Source organism: Caulobacter sp. GW456-12-1-14-TSB4, assembly GCF_059424195.1.
Genome location: NZ_JBWKZF010000005.1, coordinates 52354 through 70017, shown reverse-complemented (window position 1 = coordinate 70017; position 17664 = coordinate 52354). Strand labels below are relative to the sequence as shown.

General features: G+C 67.1%; 15 protein-coding genes, 1 tRNA gene and 1 pseudogene. 10 read left to right on the top strand and 7 right to left on the bottom strand.

All coding sequences use genetic code 11. From position 1 onward, the window contains the following. Window positions 1–71: 71 nt before the first annotated feature. A complete protein-coding gene (locus tag AC07YH_RS06260; protein WP_494746143.1) occupies window positions 72–1157 on the bottom strand; it encodes an acyltransferase family protein in 1086 nt (361 codons plus the stop codon). A 97-nt stretch (window positions 1158–1254) separates the two neighbouring features. Here AC07YH_RS06260 and AC07YH_RS06255 point away from each other — a divergent pair, with 97 nt between their 5' ends. Continuing rightward, the gene (locus tag AC07YH_RS06255) at window positions 1255–2601 is read left to right on the top strand and encodes a hypothetical protein (protein ID WP_494746142.1); all 1347 of its coding nucleotides are present in this window, start codon (window positions 1255–1257) and stop codon (window positions 2599–2601) included. 13 nt (window positions 2602–2614) lie between these two features. Here AC07YH_RS06255 and AC07YH_RS06250 read toward each other — a convergent pair whose 3' ends face one another. The 3 genes from AC07YH_RS06250 to msrB form a co-directional block, all read right to left on the bottom strand. Continuing rightward, on the bottom strand, window positions 2615–2740 hold the full coding sequence (locus tag AC07YH_RS06250) for a hypothetical protein (protein ID WP_494746141.1): 126 nt from the start codon (window positions 2738–2740) through the stop codon (window positions 2615–2617). A gap of 195 nt (window positions 2741–2935) precedes the next feature. Continuing rightward, the gene (locus AC07YH_RS06245) at window positions 2936–3517 is read right to left on the bottom strand and encodes an alpha/beta hydrolase (protein WP_494746325.1); all 582 of its coding nucleotides are present in this window, start codon (window positions 3515–3517) and stop codon (window positions 2936–2938) included. 149 nt (window positions 3518–3666) lie between these two features. After that, window positions 3667–4149, bottom strand: a complete 483-nt coding sequence (gene msrB / locus AC07YH_RS06240) for a peptide-methionine (R)-S-oxide reductase MsrB (RefSeq protein ID WP_494615666.1) — start codon at window positions 4147–4149, stop codon at window positions 3667–3669. A 58-nt stretch (window positions 4150–4207) separates the two neighbouring features. On the opposite strand from msrB, the gene AC07YH_RS06235 reads away from it, so the two are divergent. Then, complete coding sequence (locus AC07YH_RS06235) at window positions 4208–4786, top strand: type 1 glutamine amidotransferase family protein (RefSeq protein ID WP_494746140.1); 579 nt, start codon at window positions 4208–4210, stop codon at window positions 4784–4786. Between the two features lie 149 nt (window positions 4787–4935). On the opposite strand, the gene AC07YH_RS06230 is transcribed toward AC07YH_RS06235, so the two are convergent. Further along, window positions 4936–5436: a GlcG/HbpS family heme-binding protein gene (locus tag AC07YH_RS06230; protein WP_494746139.1), complete on the bottom strand. Its 501-nt coding sequence runs from the start codon at window positions 5434–5436 to the stop codon at window positions 4936–4938. Then, window positions 5433–9348 (bottom strand): annotated as a pseudogene (locus AC07YH_RS06225) (LamG-like jellyroll fold domain-containing protein). The gene AC07YH_RS06230 and the pseudogene AC07YH_RS06225 overlap by 4 nt, the downstream one beginning before the upstream one ends. A 21-nt stretch (window positions 9349–9369) precedes the next feature. On the opposite strand from AC07YH_RS06225, the gene AC07YH_RS06220 reads away from it, so the two are divergent. From AC07YH_RS06220 to AC07YH_RS06210, 3 genes are read left to right on the top strand one after another with little or no spacing between them, the layout of a single operon-like run. Then, window positions 9370–11364: an acetyl-CoA carboxylase biotin carboxylase subunit gene (locus AC07YH_RS06220; RefSeq protein WP_494746138.1), complete on the top strand. Its 1995-nt coding sequence runs from the start codon at window positions 9370–9372 to the stop codon at window positions 11362–11364. A gap of 41 nt (window positions 11365–11405) precedes the next feature. After that, window positions 11406–11906 carry a DUF805 domain-containing protein gene (locus tag AC07YH_RS06215; protein ID WP_494746137.1) on the top strand — a complete coding sequence of 167 codons (501 nt, stop codon included), beginning with the start codon at window positions 11406–11408 and terminating at the stop codon, window positions 11904–11906. Window positions 11907–11948: 42 nt separating this feature from the next. Beyond that, a complete protein-coding gene (locus AC07YH_RS06210) occupies window positions 11949–12353 on the top strand; it encodes a DUF805 domain-containing protein (RefSeq protein WP_494746136.1) in 405 nt (134 codons plus the stop codon). 589 nt (window positions 12354–12942) lie between these two features. Here the strand turns inward: AC07YH_RS06210 and lipB are convergent. Continuing rightward, window positions 12943–13668: a lipoyl(octanoyl) transferase LipB gene (gene lipB, locus AC07YH_RS06205; RefSeq protein ID WP_494746135.1), complete on the bottom strand. Its 726-nt coding sequence runs from the start codon at window positions 13666–13668 to the stop codon at window positions 12943–12945. A 12-nt stretch (window positions 13669–13680) separates the two neighbouring features. Between lipB and AC07YH_RS06200 the strand changes: the two genes are divergently transcribed. The 5 genes from AC07YH_RS06200 (at window position 13681) to spmX (ending at window position 17616) form a co-directional block, all read left to right on the top strand. Further along, window positions 13681–13992 carry a FliM/FliN family flagellar motor switch protein gene (locus tag AC07YH_RS06200; protein ID WP_492919988.1) on the top strand — a complete coding sequence of 104 codons (312 nt, stop codon included), beginning with the start codon at window positions 13681–13683 and terminating at the stop codon, window positions 13990–13992. A gap of 63 nt (window positions 13993–14055) precedes the next feature. After that, window positions 14056–14439, top strand: a complete 384-nt coding sequence (locus AC07YH_RS06195; RefSeq protein ID WP_494746134.1) for a DUF2147 domain-containing protein — start codon at window positions 14056–14058, stop codon at window positions 14437–14439. 80 nt (window positions 14440–14519) lie between these two features. Further along, window positions 14520–14604: transfer RNA gene (locus AC07YH_RS06190), tRNA-Leu, on the top strand. Between the two features lie 151 nt (window positions 14605–14755). Then, window positions 14756–16210 carry a magnesium transporter gene (gene mgtE, locus AC07YH_RS06185; RefSeq protein WP_494746133.1) on the top strand — a complete coding sequence of 485 codons (1455 nt, stop codon included), beginning with the start codon at window positions 14756–14758 and terminating at the stop codon, window positions 16208–16210. A gap of 95 nt (window positions 16211–16305) precedes the next feature. After that, window positions 16306–17616 carry a lysozyme-family localization factor SpmX gene (spmX, locus tag AC07YH_RS06180; protein ID WP_494746132.1) on the top strand — a complete coding sequence of 437 codons (1311 nt, stop codon included), beginning with the start codon at window positions 16306–16308 and terminating at the stop codon, window positions 17614–17616. Window positions 17617–17664 lie beyond the last annotated feature (48 nt).

Genomic DNA, 17664 nt, shown 5'->3' with positions numbered 1-17664 from the left:
GCCCTTGGGTCGGTGGGACAAACCGTGCGTCAACGGCGACCGGCGCGAGACCGCAGCGGTCGCCGTCCGCGCTAGATCCCCGAAGCGATGGCCGGCGATTTCTTGCGCGAGGATGATTGCTTTCCCAGCCACCGCGTCACCGGCTTCTCGAAGAACAGATAGGTGATGATGGCGGCGACCAGGGCGGCGGACAGGCTGCCGATCACCGAGAGAAGCGGGTTCGCCAGGTGCAGCTTGGCGAGCACGGCCGGCACCGCTGGCGCGACCAGCGGGTGCACCAGGTAGAGGGAGTAGGAGGCCGACCCGAGGAACATGGCCGCTTTCGGCCAGCGGCCGCGGAAATGGGCCTCTAGGGCCACGACGCCGAAGACGATCATCGTGGACGGAATGACGTTGGAGATGATGCGGCCCGTGCCTCGCCAGCCGTCATAGCCGACAGGAGCGAACAGGATCAGCCCGAAGCCGATGGCGACGGCCGCCGTGGCGATCGAGATGTGGAAGCGACGGTCCGCGGTGAAGCGCGCGATCAGCACGCCGGTCAGGAATTCAAGAACGCGGAAGTCGAGATAGACGGCGATGGCGGGCCAGCCGGGACCCTTGAACAGCGAGCCGATGGCGCAGGCCGCCATGACGACCGCGAGCGCGGGGAGGACGCGAACCCGAAGAAACAGGGCCGCCGCGAAGACGACGTAGAAGAACACTTCGAAGATGAGGGTCCAACCGACGCCCATCAACGGCTCGACGCGCCCATCGACGTTGAAGGCCGGAATGAAGAAGTAGGATGCGGCGATGTACGGCCAGTTGAGCGCCGAATGCAGGACGACGGCCGGAGCGGCCAGCAGAATGGCCAGTTTCACGGTCGTGACCAGCCAATAGAGCGGCACGATGCGAATCGCGCGGCGACGCAGGAATGTCACGCCACCGCCAACAACGCCCTGTAGATGAGCCGAAGCCATCCACATGACAAAGCCACTGATCACGAAGAAGATATCGACACCGAGAGCGCCGCGCTCCCAAATAGGCAGGTCAGGCGTGAGGCGTTCGTGCGCATAGAAGGTCGAGTGTGTAAGCACGACCATTAGAGCCGCTACGAAGCGCAGGCATTGAACTCCATCGAAAATTTTGTTGTCGCGTGCACTGCTACCAGTCTCGACCATAACGCCCCCCTAGATTTACAAGTTTGCTCTATCCCACAATCGGTCCGTGTGCCAAGCGGTCGATATGCCTCAAGGTGTCGAGCTGCTGCGAAGCACAATGATCAAGCACTTTAAGATGTCCGCTTCGCGTCAACCTGGCCTTGATCGGCGCCGATTGATCGTGAGCGCACTCGCTTTGGGCGCATCCGCGGATATGGCCGCGGGAAGCAGCCTCGCGGCGGATCGTGACCCCAGGGCCCTGGCCATGTCCGTCCTGGCTCGGGCGACGCGTCCGCTGTCGCCAATCGACCGGGTGATGGCGTCACCGCCGACCTACGCCGCCGGCGCGGGCGGAGCGGCCTCGACCGTCTATGCGGGCAAAAGCACGGCCTATAGCGGCGGCCAGTATCAGGCGGGAAACCGGTCGGTCATCGGCTGTGTCGGCCAGATCGTCCTGGATCCCTCGGCGCCGAGCCAGTTCAAGGGCCAGAACGTCATGGAGAGCACGCTGGCGCCAGCCGCTCGCCGGGGTGGGTACAGTCAGCGCCTGTATTTCTGCACCAACGCGCCGTCCTTCGATATCTGCATGTTCCGTGGCGCTGCGGCCCAACGGGTAAATCTCTATGTCACGGATCTGGCCACCGGCGTCCGGGCCAGGGCGCTGGCTTCCGATGCGACGCTGACCGAGGCGTCGCAGTTCGCCTACTACAGGTGGGACTTCGGCGCGCCGGCCGCGCGCATGATCGAGCTCGTGGCGGAGCCGGACATTCGCTTCCGCGGTCTCAATGTCGGAGCCGGATACACGATCTGGAAGCCGGAGTTCCCGGACTCCAGGATCTTCGCGATGTGGGACAGCTATGGCGGCGGAACCGGATCGACGGGCGCCGGTCGGGTGGGCCTCGGCAATGTCGACTACATCGGCGAGCAACTGGGCTCGAGGGCGGTGATTTCCAGCTATCGCGGCGGGACCGGCTTCGTCGCCTCCACCGGCTCAGACGGAACATTTGTTCAGCGGCTCCAGGCCGGCGACGCCGACAGGTCCAGGGTCGGACGGCAGGATGTCTGCTTCCTGATGGGATCGATCAACGACAACGCTTCCTGGACGGACGCCGTCGTGGCCGCCGCCGCCCAGAGGGCCTGGAGCCTTCTTGCGGCCGCGCAGCCGGACGCCCTGATCATCGGCGCGGGGCCGATGCGATGTGGCGTCTACAATGCGCCCCAGTCCCGGTATGACGCGCTCAAGACGGCCTTCAAGGCCGCGGCGGGCGCTCAAAAGCGCTTCGTCTGGATAGATAACAGCCCGGCCGGCGAGAATTGGTGGGCCGGCGCGGGGGGCGGCAACGCGGTCTCGCGTTATATGTACGTCGACAACGCCCACTACACCGATACCGGCAAGGCCTGGCTGGGTCGCCGGATCGGCATGAGCGCCAAGGCCGCGCTGAGAACGGTGGCGTCAGCCGGATAGCCTGCTGTCCCGACTACCAGCAGTACAGCTGGTAGTCCGTATCGTCGTCATCCTCGTCCTCGTCCTCGTTTCGCGGCGGCTTTTTCCCGAAGCGGGCGGTCCAGGCCGCGCGCAGGCGCTGGAAGAGGCCACGGCGCACGCGTGGCGCGGTCGGCGAACGCGCCGTCGTGATCTTGCCAGGTAACGAGTCGAATACCCCCGTATTCACGCGTTCCACCCCCCCAATTTTTATTTTGGGGGATCATTGTTCTGTAAAGCTTGTGTGACAATCAACCTTAGCTGGTGGCGCCCCGGAAATGGGGAGTGGGCGCCGCCGCAAGGACGTTTCGAAGGCTCAGGCGTCGCGTGACGCCGCGACCCGCTGGGTCAATCCCCTGAGCAGCGTCCGGCCCTTCACCCAGGCCCCATGCCCGCTGTCGACATTGATATGTCCCGCACGCCCGAGATCGACGAACTCCGAGCCCCAGCTCCGCGCGAACGCTTCGGCGCGGTCGATTTCGACATAGGGGTCGTCGCGGCTGGCCACGACCAGGCTGGGGAAAGGCAGGCGCTGGCGGGGGATGGGCGAGAAGCCGACCAGCAGGCGGCCGGCAGGGCCCTCGCGGTTGACGTCGGCGGGGGCGACCAGCATGGCGCCGCCGACGCCGCGTCCGCCGGTCACCTGGGCCAGGTGGCAGATCAGGGCGCAGCCCAGGCTGTGGGCGACCAGGATAGCGCCGGGGTTCTGGCGCACGGCCTCGGCCAGGCTGATGGTCCAGTCGCCCAGCAGCGGGTGCTCCCAGTCCTGCTGGTCGACGCGCTGGGCGTTCGGCAGTTCGCGCTCCCAATGGCTCTGCCAGTGGTCGGGACCGGAGTTGTAGAGGCCCGGCACGATCAGGATCGGCGGATCGTCACGATCGCGGCGGGGCGCTTCCAAGATGGTGGGTGTCGGGGTCATGAGTACAACTCTGGCTACCCGGCGGAGATGCCCCATTCCGCCGCTTTCGAACAATTCATATCAATTGGATAGGAATTGAGAAAAGCTGGGGCGAGACGATGGTTTCGCCCCAGCTCTCAGGCCTGTGATCAGGCCGCGATCTTGTCGCCGCGATGCAGCGGATCAGGCAGGGGATCGCCCGACTTCACGAACTGCAGCGACACCGAGTTGATGCAGTAGCGCAGGCGCGTCGGGGCCGGGCCGTCCGGGAAGACGTGGCCCTGGTGGCTGTCGCAGCGGGCGCAGCGGGTCTCGATGCGGACCATGCCGTACGAGTCGTCGCGGATGCCCAGCACGTGGTCCTCGGCGAACGGCGCGTAGAAGCTGGGCCAGCCGGTGCCGCTCTCGAACTTGGTCTCGTGCTTGAACAGCGGCAGGCCGCACAGGCGGCAGGCATAGACGCCGGGGCTCTTCTCGCCCAGCAGGCCGCCGCAGAACGGGGCCTCGGTGCCGTGATGCAGAAGGACTCGCGCCTCCTCGGCCGTCAGGTCGGCCTCCAGGCGTTCACGCTCGGCCTCGTTCGGCGGCGTCAGGTCGAATCCGGCGGTTGAAAGGGCGGCTGTGTCTGTCATGACAGCCAATGTAGGTGTTCGGGCGTTCGTCCGGTAGCACCCCCGTGAGGAGATCCGCATGACCGTCGCCGTCGCATTCCTGCAGCCGGGCTGGGCCGATTGGGAGGCCGGCAGCGTGCTGGCGCTGCTGCGCCGGGAGCTGAAGGTGCAGATCGAGATCGCCACGCCGGACGGCGAGCCGGAGACCTCGATCGGCGGCGTGCTGGCCGCGGCCGACTATCGCTTCGACGATCCGGTGCTGAACGACGCCGACCTCTTCATCCTGATCGGCAGCGACGCCTGGGCCGAGGGCGAGAACAAGGCGGTCAGCGGCCTGCTGCGCCAGGCCTTCGCCGACGGCAAGCCGGTGGCCGGCATCTGCGCCGGCACCACGGCCCTGGCCCACGCCGGCCTGTTCGAGGGGCGCAAGCACACCTCGAACGGCGCCGAATGGCTGGCCAAGACCGTCGAGGGCTATGCGGGCGCCGAGCACTATGTCGACACGCCCCGCGCGGTCAGCGACGGCAAGGTGGTCAGCGCTTCGGGCCTGGCGCCGGTGAGCTTCGCGGCGGCCGTGGCGCGGCTGGTGGCGCCAGAGGCCGAGGAGATGATCGTGGGGTATGAAGCGATGTTCGCGCGGGAGTTCTCGGAGGGCTGATCCCCAACTCCGTTCTTCCCGGCGAAAGCCGGGACCTAGATGGAAGAGCGCTGTGGCGGGTTCTATGAACGCCGCGCGCTTCCAATCAGCCCCACCGCTATGAGATCTGGGCCCCGGCTTTCGCCGGGGAGACGGAAGGTGGGGTAGGGCTATTTCAGAGCCGCCACCCCAACACGCGCGACCTGCCCATCCTGCACCGCCGTGCCGCCAGACACGCCCACCGCGCCGACGATCTTGCCGTCGACCAGCAGCAGCTCGCCGCCTTCCAGCGCCATGGCGCCGGTGAAGATCGAGTTCAGCGTGCCGGCCTTCACCGCGTCCTGGAAGTAGGACGAGGGTTTGCGGAAGTTGGCGGCGGTCTGGGCCTTCTTGAGCGCGACCTCGGTCGAGCCGTATTGCGTGCCGTCCATCTTCTCGCTGAGCACCGGCTGGCCGTTCGACTCCAGCACGGTGATGACCATGGTCCAGCTGTTCTTGCGGGCCTCGGCCTCGGCGGCGGCGACCACGGCCTTGGCCTCGGCCAGGGTGATGACGCGGCTGGAATAGGGCGGCGAGACAGGCACGGGCGGTTGCGCCGCCGGGGTTTGGGCCAGGGCGGAGCCGCCGACCAGGCAGAGGCCGGCGGCGATCAGGGCGATGGTCTTCGTCATGGCAGCACGACCTCGTCGTTCAGGGTGGTGTTCTGGGGTTGCGTGGCGACGATCCGGACGCGCAGGCCCTGGGCCTTCACGCCGGCCGGGATCTTCAGCTTGATCGAAGCGGTCTTGGGCAGCAGGTCCGTCGGGGCCTTCAGGGCCGGGGTCGGCGCGCTGGCCAGCACCTTGCCGGCCGCATCGACCAGTTCGAGCTTGGCCGGCGCGGCGTCCTGGGCGCCCAGGCTGTGAACCTTGGCGGTGATGGCCGAACCCTTCACCACCACGTCGTCACGACCGATGCCCAGGTCGGCGCGCTTGGCCGGATCGTCGCCGGCCGTGACCAGCTTCATGTCGATGACCGTGGTCTGGCGCGGCGCCAGCACGACCTTGGTCCCGAGGCTGCGCTCGAACGGCAGGGGGCGTGTCTCGGCCGAGCCGTCGATGGCGTCGTCACCGTTGGCGTCGAGGCCTTGCGACAGACTCCATTGGCCCGGCGCGACGTTCCAGCCGGTCATGGTCGCCGTCACCGGTTTGTCGGTGGTGTTGTAGGCGATGACCTTGAAGCCGGTCTTGGTGGCGTCCTTGACCAGCACCGCCACGTCCGTGCCGTCCACGCCGTCGAAGCGCCACGAGACGGTGTGGCCCGGGGTCATCTGGCTGCGCTTGTTGGCGATGCCGCCCATGCGCGTGCGTTGCAGGATGTCCGACGGCAGCTCCACACGGTCGGACCACCAGTGGCCCTCGGTGTGCATGTACATGTGCTGGTCGTTGAACTGGATCTCGTCGGCATAGAGGTCCTCGAGGAAGCTCTTGTCGCCGGTCAGGGTCCAGGCGCTGTAGCGCTCCAGCGCGCCGCCCTTCTTGGCGGCGGCCAGGATCTGGTCCTTGGCAGTGGCGGAGAGGCCCATCTCGGTCAGGGCGTTCTCGTTGATGCTGCCCAGCGACTTGATGCTGTTCTTGCCGATCCGCCACTTGATCGGCGTCAGGTACTTGGCGTCGCCGGTCAGGCGATAGGCCTGCCAGAACACCTGGAACGGACCGTCGGCGCCCGAGCCCTGCAGCACCGTGCCGCCGCGCTCGGCGTCGCTGCGCCAGTTGATCTCGTTGGGGTACGAGCCGTCCTTGGCGACGTGCGCCAGGTAGCCGTCGGCCAGGCCGATGACCAGGTCGCGGGCGGTCTTGTCGCCGTTGTAGTCGCTGGTCAGGATCGCCGGGTGGGTGACGCCGAACGAGTACGGCTTCTGCCACTCCCACGGGCCTTCGCGGTACGAGATCTTGCCGCTGTACCAGTTGGTGTTGAAGTGGACGTGGCCGGCCGGGTTCCTGTCGATCACCCGGGGCAGGGCCTTCACGGTGGCGAACATGCGCTCGACCGCCTTGGGCTCGCCATAGTGGATGTACATCGCCTCGGCGTCCGAGTTGATGCCTTCCTCGTAGGCGTGCAGCTCGTCGGTGACGATGGTCGACAGGCCGTCGGTGAACATGCCGTTCTTGTGGGCGGCGTCGGCCAGGCGGTCATGCGAGGTCGTCAGCTTGTCGGTCTGGACGCCCATCAAAACGAGGCCCGGCCACTGCTGCAGCAGATCGGTGTCGTCCGAGATGCCGCCGCCGAAGTCGCCGAAGTCCGACTGGCGCTCATCGACCCACCAGTTGACGAACTTGGAGACCAGCTTGAGGTCTTCCAGCTGGCGGAAGGCCCACAGCGGCGTCTTGTCGGTGGGCTTGGGCTGATCGAAGGCCGGCCAGCCCTGGCTGCCATAGGTGATGTCGCCCCAGTACTCGCGGCCGATCTGGTTGTCGGGATCGACCTTCAACAGGTCGGAGATATCGGCATAGAGGCGGCGATAGAGGCCCTGGCGCTTGGAGGTGGTGTGCTCCTCGACCAGGAAGGCCCAGTTGTCCTTCACCTGGTTCAGGCGGTCGGCGACGTGCTCGGCCTTGGCCTGGTCGCGGTCCTTGAGGACGAGGCGGATCTTGGCGCCGTCCAGGGCCTTGGGCCCGAAGTCGGCGCTGTCGGCGGCGATGGTCAGGTACAGGCTGTCGGGCGTCAGGATGCGGTCGCGCATGTCCAGCCAGACGGTGCGGGCCTCGCCGGCCTTCACCGAGACGCTGACGTCGATCATGTTGCGGCCCGGCCAGATCGGGTCCTTGACCTGGATGTTGAGCGGGATGGTCGTTCCCGCCGCGCCGGGCAGGGCGGGGATGTCGATGGCCACGCCGTCCAGGCCGTCGCGGGCGTTCTCCCAGCCATAGGCCCAGTTGCGGGCCAGGGCCTGCGCCGCCGGCGCGTCGCCGAAGCCCGACGGGATCAGCACGTGGACGATCGGCAGGCCCTTGGCGGTCAGGTCGCCGGCGGGGCGCTTGCGGCTCGGCGCGCCTTCGGGCAGGGCCACGACCGTGGCGCGCTCGCCGGCCGGGTGGCGGCCGGTGATGTAGGCGTTGAGCTGCGCCAGGTTCAGATAGTCCGGCGCCACGTCGGCGCGGACCACGTAGCTCATCTTGAACGCGTCCTTGGGCTCAGGCCCGGCGGTGACGTTATAGGCCCAGATCTCCTGGATCGGGGTCTCCTGGGCGACGTTGGTGAAGGTCAGGACGCCGCCGGTCAGCGGCTTGGCCAGGGTGCTGACCGTGCGCTCCTGGTCCTTGGGCCGCGTACCGACCGAAGCGCCCTTGTCGCCGGCCTTGGCGGCCCACGAGAGATCGCCATAGGCCGGGCCCTGGATCTCGATGCGGTTCACCGGCTCGTCGGGCAGGGTCAGGGTCAGGGCCTTGCCGCCGTCGACATAGACGTTCCAGTCCGGGAGCTGGAAGTAGTCGTTACGGCCGGGCAGGCGCGAGCGGTTGTAGACGCCGGGCCAGGTGGTCTCGGCGATGCCGTCCGTGCCCTTCCACATCCACTCCTTGATGTCCTTGGCGTCCTTGAATTCGACCTTGCGGATCGTGGTCTTGTCGTCGGTCAGGAGCGGGGGGAGGTCCTTGTTCCAGCCGTAGCGCTGCTTCCAGGCGGCGTGGATAGCCGGGTCGTCCAGGGTGGCGACCGGCGCGGCGGCGGCCGGCGCCTCGTTGCGGGAGAGGGCGGCGATGGCGTCGGCGGCCAGCGGGCGGTCGTAGACGCGCAGCTCGTCCAGGTCGCCGCCGCGGGTGAAGTTGTAGCGGCTCTGCACTTGGTGCGGGGCGACGACCCGGCCGGCGACGCCGAACTGGTCCAGACCCGCGTCATAGACCGCCTTGGTCTGCGTCTTGGCGGCCAGCTTGCCGTCGACGAACAGCTGCACGCCGGTCGTCTCGTCCCAGGTGAAGGCCAGGTGGGTCCAGGCATCGGCGGCCGGGTTCTTGTCGACCTTGAACGACACCCGCGTGCGGGCCAGGCCGTTGTCGGTGACGAAGGCGTCGAAGCCGTGGCCGTTCCAGTCGATGCGCAGGAACGCCATGTCCCAGCTGGAGTGGTCGGCATAGCCGACGCGGAAGATCACGAACGGCGCGACGCCAACCGGATAGCCCGAGCGCCAGAAGAAGGAGAGCGTGCCGCGCTGAGCCTGGATGTTGCCGGGCGCGTTCCACGAGACGACGCCGTCGTCCTCGGCGTGGAAGCCCTTGCCGGCCCTGCCGTCGGCGATCGATGTGACCTTGTCGGCGAAGTTGGGGATGGGGTCACCGGCGGCGACGTCGGCGACGAGGCCCTTGTCGCCCGAGACCTTGAACAGCAGGGCCGGCTCGGCGCTCTGGGCGGCCGCAGCGGCGTTGGCGAGGATCAGCGCGCAGGCCGAGCCCAGGAAAATCGCCTTCATAGATTGTCTCCTCCCGGTGGCGTTCCATCGCGGCTTCCGCACTAATGGAAACCGGTGTCATGCCTGAGCTCTGGTTTAGCGCCCTAAGGGCAAGCTTGCAAACCCGACGGGGACTGATAGGCCGTGCTGCAAAGCACAAAATCTTTGGGCGGAAGTTGCGATGTTTTCCAAGATTCTGATCGCCAACCGGGGTGAGATCGCGGTCCGCGTGATCAAGACGTGCCGTCGCCTGGGCATCAAGACCGTGGTCGTCTATTCCGACGCCGACGCTGGCAGCCTGGCCGTCGAGATGGCCGACGAGACCGTGCACATCGGCGCCTCGCCGGCCGCCCAGAGCTACCTCGTCGCCGACAAGATCATCGCCGCCTGCAAGGAGACGGGCGCGCAAGCGGTGCACCCAGGCTTCGGCTTCCTGTCGGAGAACGCCAGCTTCGCCCAGCGCTGCGCCGACGAGGGGATCGTCTTCATCGGCCCCAACCCCGGCGCCATCCAGGCCATGGGCGACAAGATCGAGAGCAAGAAGTTCGCCCAGGCCTCGGGCGTCTCCTGCGTGCCCGGCCACATCGGCGAGATCGCCGACACCGCCGAGGCCGTGACGATCTCCGAGCAGATCGGCTATCCGGTGATGATCAAGGCGTCGGCCGGCGGCGGCGGCAAGGGCATCCGCGTGGCCTGGAACCGCAAGGATGTCGAGGAGGGCTTCCCGGCCGTGCGCGCCGAGGCCAAGGCCAGCTTCGGCGACGACCGCATCTTCATCGAGAAGTTCATCGAGAGCCCGCGCCACATCGAGATCCAGGTGCTGGGCGACAAGCACGGCAACGTCGTCCACCTGTTCGAGCGCGAGTGCTCGATCCAGCGCCGGAACCAGAAGGTCATCGAGGAGGCCCCGTCGCCGCTGCTGGACGAGGCCACCCGCGCGGCCATGGGCGCCCAGGCCGTCGCCCTGGCCAAGGCGGTCAACTATGACAGCGCGGGCACGGTCGAGTTCGTCGCCGGCCAGGACAAGAGCTTCTTCTTCCTGGAGATGAACACCCGCCTGCAGGTCGAGCACCCGGTCACCGAACTGATCACGGGCCTTGATCTCGTCGAGCAGATGATCCGCTCGGCCTATGGGGAGAAGATGGCGTTCGGCCAATCGGACCTGAAGATCAACGGCTGGGCCATCGAGAGCCGCATCTACGCCGAGGACCCGTACCGCAAGTTCCTGCCCAGCATCGGCCGCCTGGTCCGCTATGACCCGCCGGCTGAGGGCGAGAAGGACGGCTACAAGGTCCGCAACGACGCCGGCGTCCGCGAGGGCGACGAGATCTCGATGTACTACGACCCGATGATCTCCAAGCTGTGCGCGTGGGCCCCGACCCGGATCGCGGCGATCGACGGCATGGGCCGGGCGCTGGAGGACTTCCACATCGAGGGCCTGGGCCAGAACATCCCGTTCCTGGCCGCGGTGATGGACCAGGAGCGCTTCCGGTCCGGCAAGATCTCGACCAACTACATCAAGGACGAGTTCCCCGAGGGCTTCCACGGGACCGAGCCGACGCCCGAGCAGCTCGACATCCTGACCGCCGTCGGCGCGGCCATGCAGCGCGTCTATGCCGCGCGGGCCCGCAACTACGATACGGGCCTGCTGGGCAAGCCGCGCGACACCTGGACGGTGGCGATCGGCGAGAGCCGCCGCCGCGTGAAGGTCAGCGGTCAGGACGACATCGCGATCGACCTGCTCGACGAAGGCCGCACCCTGGCCCTGACCGACATCGACTGGCGTCCGGGCAAGCCGGTGTTCAAGGGCCTGCTGGACGGCAAGGCCTTCACGGTCCAGGCCGCCCCGGCGGCCGAGGGCTTCACCGTCCGCCACCGCGCCGCCAAGGCCCGGGTGCTGGTCCTGACCCGCCGTTCAGCCGAGCTGCACGACAAGCTGCCCGAGAAGCAGGCCGCCGACACCTCCAAGCTGGTGCTGTCGCCGATGCCGGGCCTGGTCGTCTCGATGGACGTCACCGCCGGCCAGCAGGTCCGCGAGGGCGAGGTGGTCTGCGTGCTCGAGGCCATGAAGATGCAGAACATCATCCGCGCCGAGCGCGACGGGGTGGTGAAGGCCGTCAACGCCAAGGGCGGCGATCCGGTGGCGGCCGACGAGGTGCTGGTGGAGTTCGCGTAACAGCGTCTTGAAGAAGATCTGAGGTTGAGCCATCAAAGGGTATGGTCAAGCTCGCGCACAAAGAAGTCCTCGATACCTACCTCTCCTGGAAGGGGCGCATCGGGCGAGGTGAGTTCTGGGCGTTCGGCGTCGCCCTGACCATCGCCTGGTGGGTGGTGGTTCTGCTCGGCGGTCTGTTCGGCGCGGTTGGCGGCGGCATTGTCGCGCTCGTGGCCTGGCTGGCGATGACCGTGGGTTATGCCGGTCTGATGGTGAAGCGCGGGCACGATCGTGGCCGCCCGGCCGTCTGGTCGGTCATCGTCCATGCGATCCGGTCGGTGTTGCAACTGGTGAGCATGGCCACGAACAACGACGGCGGCGTCTTGATGCTGCAGGCCTTGGTGATCGTCTATGTCCTCATCGACTACGCCGTCCTGCCGGGCCAGCCGAAAGGCAACAAATACGGCTTCGCGCCAGGTTCCGGCTCCAGCAAGCCGCAGCTGAACCTGGGCGCCGAGGAGCCCGCCGAACCCACTCTTTCGAGCGAGACGCCGAAAGCCTAGATTGCCGGCTCGGCGCGGCCGCCGACTCGGAGTCAGGACCAGATGAGCGATCGTAGCGAATGGGCGGAGCTGTTCCTGTCGTCGAACGGCAGGCTGGCGCGGACGCCGTTCCTGATCGCCTGCGCCGTGATCCTGGGCGTGGCGGTGCTGTACGAGGCCATCGCCGGCTACACCCTGCACTGGCTGACCGGCTGGCTGGTCTATCCGGCCCTGCTGTTCTCGGGCGCCTGCGTGCTGTCCAAGCGCCTGCACGATCGCGGCCGGTCGGGCTGGTGGTCGCTGCTGGTGCTGGTGGCGGTGATCGCGGTGTGGCCGCAGCCCGAGCACTTCCTGGACTTCATGTTCTGCCTGGTGATCGTCTGGGCGGTGGTCGAACTGGGCGTCATGGGCGGCGAGCAGGGGGCCAATCGGTATGGGCCCAACCCGCTGAAGACGATCGCGATCTAAGGCCCCCACCTGAACCCCTCTCTCTTTGAGAGAGGGGATTGGGCGCGCTGCATCCTCGGCGTTCGCAAAATGGAACTTAGCGAAATCAATCCCTTGTCGATTTTACGCGCCCCTGAATGATCCGCGTTTAAAACCACCCCCATACTCTTCCTCACCTGACAGCGCGAAAGGGACGTCCGGCCGGCGATCGTGACGGCTGTCAGGGGTGGTCGAGCGGGAAGTGCTCGTCGGCGCGGGGGCGACTCCGCAACTGCATCCCTCTGGCGGCGGTCGGCCCTGGAACACAGAAACGACGTGGGATGTCGGGCCGACGACGCAGCAGGCAGGCGCTGAAATCGCGCCTGTGGTCCGGGACCGGGGTTCGTCGCCCTGGCCCGCCCGTCGGGGGCCGACTGTCGGAAGCGGGTTAATACCCCGCGCCCCGCTGGCTCATCGGATAACGGCTACGCGGAGCGCTCTGGCTTCGTCGAAACGGTAACACTCAAACCTATCTCCGGGCGTCGCCCGGGGCGCTCCGCTTCCCTTTCATCACCTTCAGCGGCAAACCGCGTGAGGCTGAGAACGCATGACCCTAGGCCGGCGCGCCTTTTCAAGCAGGAGGAGGGGCATCCTCGACCGGGCCGAAGATGTTCTGGAAGCTGGCCTTCAGGGCCGCGTCGGCCTCGTCCAGCGTGACGGGCAAACCGAGGTCCACCAGGCTGGTCACCCCATGCTCGACCTGGCCGCAGGGCACGATGCCGGAGAAGTGGTCCAGCTCCGGCTCCACGTTCAGGCTGATGCCGTGGAAGCTGACCCACTTGCGCAGCTTCACGCCGATGGCGGCGATCTTGTCCTCGCGGCTCCAGCCCGCGCCCTTGCGCTCGACCCAGACGCCGACCCGGCCGTCGCGCAGCTCGCCGGTGACGTTGAAGGCGGCCAGGGCGTCGATGATCCAGGCCTCCAGCGCCGCCACGAAGGCGCGCACGTCGCGGCCGCGCTTGGTCAGGTCCAGCATGACATAGGCCACCCGCTGGCCGGGGCCATGATAGGTGAACTGCCCGCCGCGCCCGCTCTCGAACACCGGGAAGCGGTCGGGCTGGATCAGGTCGCCCGGCTTGGCCGAGACGCCCGCCGTATAGAGCGGCGGATGCTCCAGCAGCCAGATCAGCTCGCCCGCCGTCCCGTCGGCGATGGCGGCCGCGCGCGCCTCCATGGCGGCAACGGCTGCCGGGTAGGGCACGTAGTCGGTCGAAACCGCCCAGCCAACTTGTGCCGCGTCATCGCGGCCCATGGTCGGAAGTCCTGTATTTTCAGCGCTTAACGGGAGAGCAAGCATGTGGCCCTAATCTTGCGATCGAGACGGTGGCGACCCGGTCGGTCGCGTGTGTCAGTTCAAGGGTCTTACTTCGTGAGCCAGGTCAACGCCGTCAATGTCGAGATCTCCGTTCTGCTGGGGCGCTCGATTCTACCCATGCAGCAGCTGCTGCGCATGGGCCGCGGCGCGGTGATCCCGCTGGACGCCAAGACCAATGACGAAGTGTGGATCCTGGCCAACAACCACCCGATCGCGCGCGGCGAGATCCAGATCAGCGACGACCGCATCGCCATCCAGGTGACCCGCGCGGCCGACGTCTACGACTACATGGCCGGCGGCGCCTAAGGCCTCGCTTGCGATTGCGCCCGAACGCATGAAAGACGTCTTCCGCGAAGAGCGGGAGACGTGATGCGACGGCAAGCGACGATCCTGGCCAGCTTGGTGGCCCTGTCCCTGACGGCCGGCGCCGCGCCGGCCAAGTCCCACTCGGGCATCTGGGACAATATCCGGTCCATCGAGGAAACCGGCGACATCGTCGGCGCCCGTGTCCAGGTATTCGACGGCCCCAAGCCCTACGTCCTGGCGCGGATCTGTGAAGGCGAGTGCCCCGTCGAGGCGCTTCGCTCGTCCGCCGTGATCAAGGGTGACACGATCACCTTCGACTACCGCATGGACAGCAATCCGCCCGAGACGCTGCACGTCGTCGGCCGTTTCACGCGCAAGGGCCTGATCCTCAGGACCTACCCGGAATCCGAGGAACAACTCTTGCGGCCGGGCAAGCCGTACGAGTGAGCGCGGCTTTAGCGCGCGATCCGCAACTCGGTTCTTGCCGAACCAGACTCAGTTTGCTACCAGCCGCCCCTCACCACGATGCGGTCGTGGCGGAATTGGTAGACGCGCAGCGTTGAGGTCGCTGTATCGCAAGATGTGGAAGTTCGAGTCTTCTCGACCGCACCAGTGTTGAACACAGAATAGAGCGCTCCTGGCGAAATCGGTTTCCGACTCGCTGGGGGCGCTCTAATCGTTTCAGGCCCTGATTTCGCCTCAGGGACGCTTCATCGGACCGCAGCCCACGAACCCACGCGCTCTTTGAGCTCAGGAGGCCCCCATGACCCGGGAAACCGCCGAACTGACCGATGACGTGTTGGACGACATCCCGCTGGCCAAGTCCGAGACCCCCGAGGAGCTGGAAGATCTCGCCCTAGGCGACGACTACGCCCTCAATCCCGAATATGTCGAGATGGTGATCGACGCGGTCGACAGCGGCGATCTCAAGCGTCTGCGCGAGCTGGTCACGGCGCTGGAGCCGGCCGACGTCGCCGACCTGATGGGCTTCCTCACCGCCGACTACCGCGAGGACGTGATCCCGCTGCTCGACCCGGAAGCCCTGGGCGAGATTCTGTCGGAGATGGACGAGAACCTGCGCGAGGAAGTCCTCGAAGCCACCCCGTCCGTGACCCTGGCCCGGGCGCTGGAGGAGCTGGACACCGACGACGCCGCCGACGTCATCGACGACCTGGACGACACCAAGCGCTTCCAGGTGCTGGCCGCCATGGGCGAGACCGATCGCGCCGCCATCGAGACGACCCTGTCGTACGAGGACGAGACCGCTGGCCGCCTGATGCAGCGCGAATTCCTGGCCGCGCCGGAATTCTGGACCGTCGGCCAGACGATCGACCACGTCCGCGAGGCGGGCGACCAACTGCCCGAGCTCTTCTTCGACGTCTATGTGGTCGACCCGACCTACAAGCCCGTCGGGGCGATCCCGATCAGCATCCTGCTGCGCAGCCGCCGCGAGACGCCGCTGGCCGAGCTGATGGAGGCGGCGACCGAAATCGATGTCGGCATGGACCAGGAAGAGGTCGCCTACATCTTCGACAAGTACCACCTGATCAGCGCTCCGGTGATCGACGCGGGCGGACGCCTGGTGGGCCAGATCACCGTCGACGACATCGTCGAGGTCATCCGCGACGAAGCGCAGGAAGACATCCTCGCCCTGGCCGGTGTGTCCGACGCCGGCCGTGACGCCTCGGTGATCGAGATCGTCAAGTCGCGCCTGCCGTGGCTGATGTTGAACCTGGCCACCGCGACCCTGGCGGTCAGCGGCGTGGCCATCTTCCAGGCCGAGATCGCCCAGCTGGTGGCCCTGGCCATCCTGATGCCGATCGTCTCGTCCCTGGGCGGCAACGCCGGCACCCAGACCCTGGCCGTGGCCGTGCGCGCCCTGTCCAGCAAGGAGCTGACCACGGCCAACGCCCGCCGGATCGTGCTGCGCGAGCTGCTGGTCGGCCTGGTCAACGGCGTGTGCCTGGCCCTGGTCATGGGCGCGGCGACCTATCTCTTCTTCGGCCCCGCCGACCACCACGGCAAGCTGGCGATCATCGTCGGCTCGGCCCTGATCGCCAACATCTTCACCGCCGCCCTGGGCGGCATCCTGATGCCCCTGGCGCTGGAGAAGATGGGCCGAGACCCCGCGGTGTCGTCGTCGATTTTCGTGACCTTCCTGACGGATTTCACCGGCTTCTTCGCGGTGCTGCTGATCGCGGCGCTCTTGCTGCACTGACGCCTTTCTCGCCTCAGTAGGGAAAACTGGCGCCGACCTTGCGCCGAGACAGGCGAACGCATCCGCGTCTGTCTCAAACTGGGTCAAACTCCGCGATGAAACCGCGCCATCAGGTCACCCGGACGGCCGTCGATCTCATCAAGAGATTCGAAGGCTACCGTCAGAAGGCCGCGCAGCTCCCCGACGGGCGCTGGACGGTCGGCTATGGCCATACCCTGACCGCTCGCGAGGGCGCCTCCGTCTCTGAAAAGGACGCCGAGGCCCTGCTGCTGTACGACCTGATCTCGGTCGCCCATTCGGTCAACGAACATACCTACGCGCCGCTGAACCAGAACCAGTTCGACGCCCTGGTCTGCTTCGCCTTCAATATCGGTCTCGACAACTTCCTCCGCTCGGGCGTGCTGCGCCGGATCAATGAAGGCTCGCTGCTGCAAGCGGCGTGCGCGATGGAGATGTGGCGCAAGGCCGACTTCGAGGGCGAGCGGATCGTCATCGACGCCCTGGTCCGCCGCCGCTCGGCCGAGAAGACCCTGTTCCTGACGCCGGCCAACGGCGAATGGGTGCCCGCGCCCAGCCCGGTGCTGCGCCCGAAGGTCGATTACGACGCCGGCTGCGCCATTCCGAAACAGACGCCGATGGCCGTCAACACCCGCACCGAGGGCGACCGCGTCGTCACCGAGCGCGAGGAAGGCCTGCCGCTGAACATCGTCGTCCCGGAAGAGGACGGCCCGACCGCCACCGAAACCTCGGCCGCCGCCGTCGCCGCGCGCCTTGAGGCCATCCTGCCGGACGCGCCGCTGGCCGCTCCGACCACGACTACGACCGCGCCAAAGCCCGTGCGCCAGGACGACCTGGGCCTGCCGGAGCCGCCGGCTCCGGTCCAGCTGACCGTCACCGAGCCCGCGCCGGTGCTGTTCCAGGACGAGACGACCACGACCCCGGTCGAGCCGGTCGCCGCGCCGGTCGAGTTCACGCCGTTCCGCCTGACGCCGCAGCCAGTCGAGGAAGTCGCACGGCCGACGCCGGTCGAAAGCTTCGCCCCGGCCTCGCAGACGGTCCAGAGCGAGCCGACCCTGTTCGGCGGCCCGGCCGCCAGCTCGTCGGTGTTCAATCTGGGCGGCTTCTCGACCAGCGAGGAAGTCGACCTGCAGACGATGGACGTCTCCCTGGTCCAGGCCGAAGATCCGCGCTTTGGCAACACCAGCCTGCTGGTCAGCCTGGGCATCCTGGGCCTGGCCCTGTTCGGCGGTGGCGTGCTGTGGATCCTGACCGTGGCCGCGGGCTCCGACACCGGCGTGAAGATGTTCGGCTACGGCGCCAGCATGATTGGCGCGATCTGTTTCGTGGTTTCGGCCTATCTTCTGCTCCGCCGCCTTGCCGGCCCCGATGCGAGCGACGAAGAATAGTTTTCTTTGCTTCCCCGAGAGCCTGGAGGGCTCTCTTTCTTAGAGATA

Bases quoted from the DNA above. Each gene is read 5' to 3' on its own strand.
- AC07YH_RS06260 (WP_494746143.1), bottom strand. From the start codon at position 1,157: ATGGTCGAGACTGGTAGCAGTGCACGCGACAACAAAATTTTCGATGGA.
- AC07YH_RS06255 (WP_494746142.1), top strand. From the start codon at position 1,255: ATGATCAAGCACTTTAAGATGTCCGCTTCGCGTCAACCTGGCCTTGAT.
- msrB (WP_494615666.1), bottom strand. From the start codon at position 4,149: ATGACAGACACAGCCGCCCTTTCAACCGCCGGATTCGACCTGACGCCG.
- AC07YH_RS06235 (WP_494746140.1), top strand. From the start codon at position 4,208: ATGACCGTCGCCGTCGCATTCCTGCAGCCGGGCTGGGCCGATTGGGAG.
- AC07YH_RS06230 (WP_494746139.1), bottom strand. From the start codon at position 5,436: ATGACGAAGACCATCGCCCTGATCGCCGCCGGCCTCTGCCTGGTCGGC.
- AC07YH_RS06220 (WP_494746138.1), top strand. From the start codon at position 9,370: ATGTTTTCCAAGATTCTGATCGCCAACCGGGGTGAGATCGCGGTCCGC.
- AC07YH_RS06215 (WP_494746137.1), top strand. From the start codon at position 11,406: ATGGTCAAGCTCGCGCACAAAGAAGTCCTCGATACCTACCTCTCCTGG.
- AC07YH_RS06210 (WP_494746136.1), top strand. From the start codon at position 11,949: ATGAGCGATCGTAGCGAATGGGCGGAGCTGTTCCTGTCGTCGAACGGC.
- lipB (WP_494746135.1), bottom strand. From the start codon at position 13,668: ATGCTTGCTCTCCCGTTAAGCGCTGAAAATACAGGACTTCCGACCATG.
- AC07YH_RS06195 (WP_494746134.1), top strand. From the start codon at position 14,056: ATGCGACGGCAAGCGACGATCCTGGCCAGCTTGGTGGCCCTGTCCCTG.
- mgtE (WP_494746133.1), top strand. From the start codon at position 14,756: ATGACCCGGGAAACCGCCGAACTGACCGATGACGTGTTGGACGACATC.
- spmX (WP_494746132.1), top strand. From the start codon at position 16,306: ATGAAACCGCGCCATCAGGTCACCCGGACGGCCGTCGATCTCATCAAG.